The organism is Pseudomonas sichuanensis (assembly GCF_003231305.1).
GTDB lineage: Bacteria > Pseudomonadota > Gammaproteobacteria > Pseudomonadales > Pseudomonadaceae > Aquipseudomonas > Aquipseudomonas sichuanensis.
In genome coordinates this window covers 1-3,937 of sequence record NZ_QKVM01000109.1, presented here as the reverse complement: position 1 = coordinate 3,937, position 3,937 = coordinate 1, and the positions used below count along the sequence as shown (strand labels likewise).

Genomic DNA, 3,937 nt, shown 5'->3' with positions numbered 1-3,937 from the left:
CTTGCCCCGCGATTGATTCAGCGATCAAACCAGGCGCGAGAGCATCTCGTTGGCTTCCTGGCGCTGGCTGTCATCGCCATCCTTGACCACTTCGTCGAGGATGTCGCGGGCGCCGTCATGGTCACCCATGTCGATGTAGGCACGCGCCAGGTCCAGCTTGGTGGCCACTTCGTCGGTACCGGAGAAGAAGTCGAAGTCCAGGTCATCCAGCGGCTCCGGCTCCTGGGCGGCGTCTTCGGCGGTGAAGCTTGGCGCATTGTCTGGCGCATCAAGGCTTTGCGACAGTTTGTCGAGCTCGGCGTTGACGTCGTCCAGTTCGGAAGCAAATTTCTGCGCCGCCGGCGAGTCGTCATCCAGCGACAGCGACAGGTCGAAGTCGTCCGGCAGCTCCAGCTCGGAAATCGGGTCGAACTCGGGCATGGCTTCGAAGGCCGCTAACTCGGCCGCCACATCCACTGCCGGTTCCTCACTGCTGGCCAGGGCCTCTGGCTCACCCACATCAAGGTCGAAATCGGCGAGATCATCGAGGGCCTGCGGCTGCTCCGGGGCCTGAGCCTGCGCCTGAGCCAACAGGGCTTCAAAATCATCGTCGGCATCGGTTTCGCCGACGGCAGGCGCAGCATCGGCCTGTGGCAGCGCGGCAGCCGACACAGCCTCTTCCAGCGCGGTCAGGTCGAGGGGATCTTCTTCCGGCAGGTCATCACCCAGGCTCAAGTCGAAGGCACTGTCCAGGTCGTCTTCGGCAACCGGGGCCGGCTCGGGCTCGGGCTCCGGGAAGGTCTCGGCGACGGCCTCGGGCTCCACTGCTGGCTCAGGCTCGGCTTCGACGGCAGCCGGCGCCGGGTCCTGCAACAGGTCCTGGACGTATTGTTCGTCCAGCTCGGCGGCCAGGGCTGCGGCACTGGCTGCCACCGCCGCGACGCCGAGCATGGCCGGGAAGCGCTCCTTGAGCGAGGCGACTTCGGCCTGATTCTGCTCGCCGGGCGCCAGCTTGCGCTCCTGGCCAGCAAAGGCATCCTGGTCACCCTGACGGGCATACACTTCCATCAGCTTCAGGCGCAGGTCGCTGCGCTGCGGCTCGGAAGCGACGGCGGCTTCCAGCAGGTCGGCGGCATGGTTCAAACGACCACGGGCCAGGCTCTCATCAACCTCGGCGAACAGCGCGGCGCGTGGGTCCACTGCGGGCGCGGCAGGCGCTGGCGCAGGTGCCGGCATCTCGGCAGCCGTGGCCGCCGCCGCCGAGGCGGCGACCACCGCAGGCGACAGGGTGACGCTGGGCGCCGAGACATCGAGGCCGTCGAAGCTGTCCGGCGGCAGGTCCAGGTCCGGGGCGCGGTCACCCTCTTCGGAGAGGGCGCGAGCCATGCGCAGGTGCTTTTCAGCTTCCTGCTGGGCTTTGCGCTTGCGCGCCAGGAGCAGCAGCAACAGCAACAGGGCGAGGAACGCCGAGCCGGCAATCAGCCCCAGCAGCAGCGGATTGCCCATCAGTTGATCGAGCGCGCCTTGCTCTTGGGCAGCAGGTGCTTCGCTGGTGGCCGGTGTGGTTTGCGGCGCGGTATCGACCGCAGCAGGTGCTGGCGCCACTACAGGTTCGCCGGGCGTCAACTGCGCATTAAGTGCTGGCTGCGCCGGTGCAGGTTCACCTGGCTGCGCCTGCGGTGCCGCGCCTTGGGCTTCAAGGCGCGCCAACTGGTCGTTCTTCAGTTCGATCAGCCGCTGCAGCTTGTCCAGTTGACTCTGCAGATCGGCCATGCGGCTTTTGAGCTCGTCGTTGTCACGACGGCTGGTGTCCAGGCTCTCCTGGGCCACGGCAAGCTTGTCGTTCAGGGCCTTGGCCTGGCCAGCGGCGCCCTTGCCACCGGGGGCCACCAGGCGCAGGTTGTCGCCTTGGGCGATACGCGCCGGCGCCTCGCCGGCCTGGCCACGGCGGGTGGCGTCCAACTGGCGGGCGCGCGGCCCCAGGCGTCGGCCTTCACGCCAGGCGGCGTACTGCTCGGCCACTTCACGGTTGGCTTCGCCCTGGGCAATGCTCTGTACCTGCTGCTGATCGGGCAGGCGCAGCACCTGCCCGGTCTTGAGCTGGTTGATGTTGTTGCCGATGAACGCATCCGGGTTCAGCGCCTGAATCGCCAGCATGGTCTGCTGGACCGAGCCGCCCTGGGTATTGCGCGCGGCAATCTGCCACAGCGTGTCACGGCGCTTGGTGGTGTAGCTGCCGGAGCTTTGCGCTGGGTTGATGTTGGCCTGGGACGGCTGGCTGCCCTGGGCCTTGGCCTGGTCGAGCAGCACGCTGTAGTCGCGCAGCAGACGCCCCTGCGGCCACATCACCTGGACCAGGAACTTGACCACCGGCTCCGGCAACGCCTTGCTGGAGGTGACGCGCAGCACGCTGCGGCCGTTGGGGTTGATCACGGGGGTGAAGGTCAGGTCTTCGAGGTAGGTCGGGTATGCCACCCCGGCCTTGGCGAACTCTTCCGGCGACGCCAGGCTTGGCGCCATCTCGGTTGCGGTGAGGTCGCGCACGTCGAGCAGTTCGATCTCGGCATCCAGTGGCTGGTTCTGTGCCGACTTCAGGGTCAGCTCCCCCAACCCCAAGGCATTCGCCACGCCGGACGACAGCGCCGAGGCTGCCGCGATGGCCAGTACCAGTTTGCGAATTCGAAGCATGAACTCTTCCCTTGTAAGAACCGTCCCAAAAACCCTGTTGTGGTGCAGGACAAAATTGCTGGTCAGTATCTTTTACGCCATGTGTTTAATCAACAATTGCGCCACCTGCACGGCGTTGAGTGCCGCGCCCTTGCGCACATTGTCGGTGGTCAGCCAGAGGTTGAGCTGTTCATCCTCATCTATCCCGTGGCGTACACGACCAACATAGACCACGTCCTGGCCCACTGCGTCACCTACCGGCGTCGGATAATCGCCTGGCTCGACCAGTTCGATGCTCTCGGCCGCTTCGAGTGCGGCGTTCACCGCGTGCAGATCGACCGGGCGACGGCTCTGCACCGCCACACTGAAGCTATCGCCGAAAAACACCGGGACTTGAATGCAGGACACGGAAATCTTCAATTGAGGCAGGCCCAGCAGCTGGCGCAGTTCGCTGACCAGGCGCCGCTCCACGGCGGTATGGCCCTGCTCGTCGGGTGCGCCGACCTGCGGCAACAGGTTGAAGGCCACCTGGCGGTCGAAGAAGCGCGGTTCCAGCGGGCGCGCATTGAGCAGCTCGGCGGTTTGCCGGGCCAACTCGCTGACCGCTTCCCTGCCCTGGGCCGAAACGGCCAGGCAAGCGTTGACCTGAACGCGCTCGATGTCGAGCAAGCCCTTGAGGGGCGCCAGCGCCACGGCCAGTGCCACCGCGCCTGCGCAGGGGCTGGTGATGAGGGCTGGCTGCGGCAGGTCGGCGATGCGCTTGACGTTGGCTTCCGGCACCAGCGCCACGGCCCCGTCCAGCACGCCGGACAGGTCGATCACGGTGCAGCCGGCTTGCTGTGCTTTAGGTGCGAAGCTTCGGCTGACCGCGGGGCTGGCGGCGAAGAACACCAGTTTCACTTGCTTGAAGTCGAAGCTGTCCACTTCACGGACTTTGAGCTTCTTGCCGGCGAACATGACGCTGCTGCCCGCCGATTCCATGCTGGCCAGCAGGTGCAGGGTGGCCACCGGGAAGGACAGTTCCTCGAGGATCTGCACGAGGGTTTCACCGACTGCGCCGGTGGCGCCTACAACGGCGATATCTACAGGGGTGGTCATGGCTCGGGTTCCTTCTGTGTTCAGCGGGTACGGCGGGGAGCGGCACTTTACTTGGATTGTGGGGTGGGAGATAGGTTTGGCGTTCAGAGCGTGGGTTTTGATAGATGTATGCGCATTCGTTGGCGATGGCGACGCCTAGTCACCTTTCCGCCCTTACGGCGGCCTACTTTTTTCTTGGAAAAAGTAGGCAAAA

General features: G+C 65.4%; 2 protein-coding genes. Both read right to left on the bottom strand.

The window, feature by feature from the left end; all coding sequences use genetic code 11:
- Positions 1–24 precede the first annotated feature (24 nt).
- Positions 25–2,667, bottom strand: coding sequence for a motility hub landmark protein FimV (locus DM373_RS28190; RefSeq protein ID WP_110996593.1), 2,643 nt, complete (start codon positions 2,665–2,667; stop codon positions 25–27).
- Between the two features lie 72 nt (positions 2,668–2,739).
- Positions 2,740–3,744 (bottom strand): aspartate-semialdehyde dehydrogenase, encoded by a 1,005-nt coding sequence (locus DM373_RS28185; protein ID WP_110996592.1) that lies wholly within the window; start codon positions 3,742–3,744, stop codon positions 2,740–2,742.
- Positions 3,745–3,937: the final 193 nt, after the last annotated feature.